Consider the following 264-nt stretch of genomic DNA (forward strand, 5'->3'; position numbering starts at 1 on the left):
GGAAGCAGCCATTCATTTAAAGAGTGCGTAACAGCTCACTAGTCGAGGAATTTGGCGTGGATAATAATCGGGTATCAAGTTGTCTGCCGAAGCTATGGAATTGAACAATGGCCGCAAGGCAATTGTTTCCAATTGGTAGGGGAGCATTCCATTCGGCGTTGAAGGCGTGGCGCGAGCCACTCTGGAGCGTATGGAAAAGCAAATGTAGGTATAAGTAACGATAAAGGGGGTGGGAAACCCCCTCGCCGAAAGACTAAGGTTTCC

Annotated in this window: 1 rRNA gene; it reads left to right on the top strand. The window is 48.9% G+C overall.

Annotated features, from left to right (window positions below):
- Positions 1-264: ribosomal RNA gene (locus H6A61_RS15625) — 23S ribosomal RNA — on the top strand; the annotation flags it as partial.

This window comes from Bacteroides caecigallinarum (genome assembly GCF_016901995.1).
Lineage (GTDB): Bacteria > Bacteroidota > Bacteroidia > Bacteroidales > Bacteroidaceae > Phocaeicola > Phocaeicola cellulolyticus.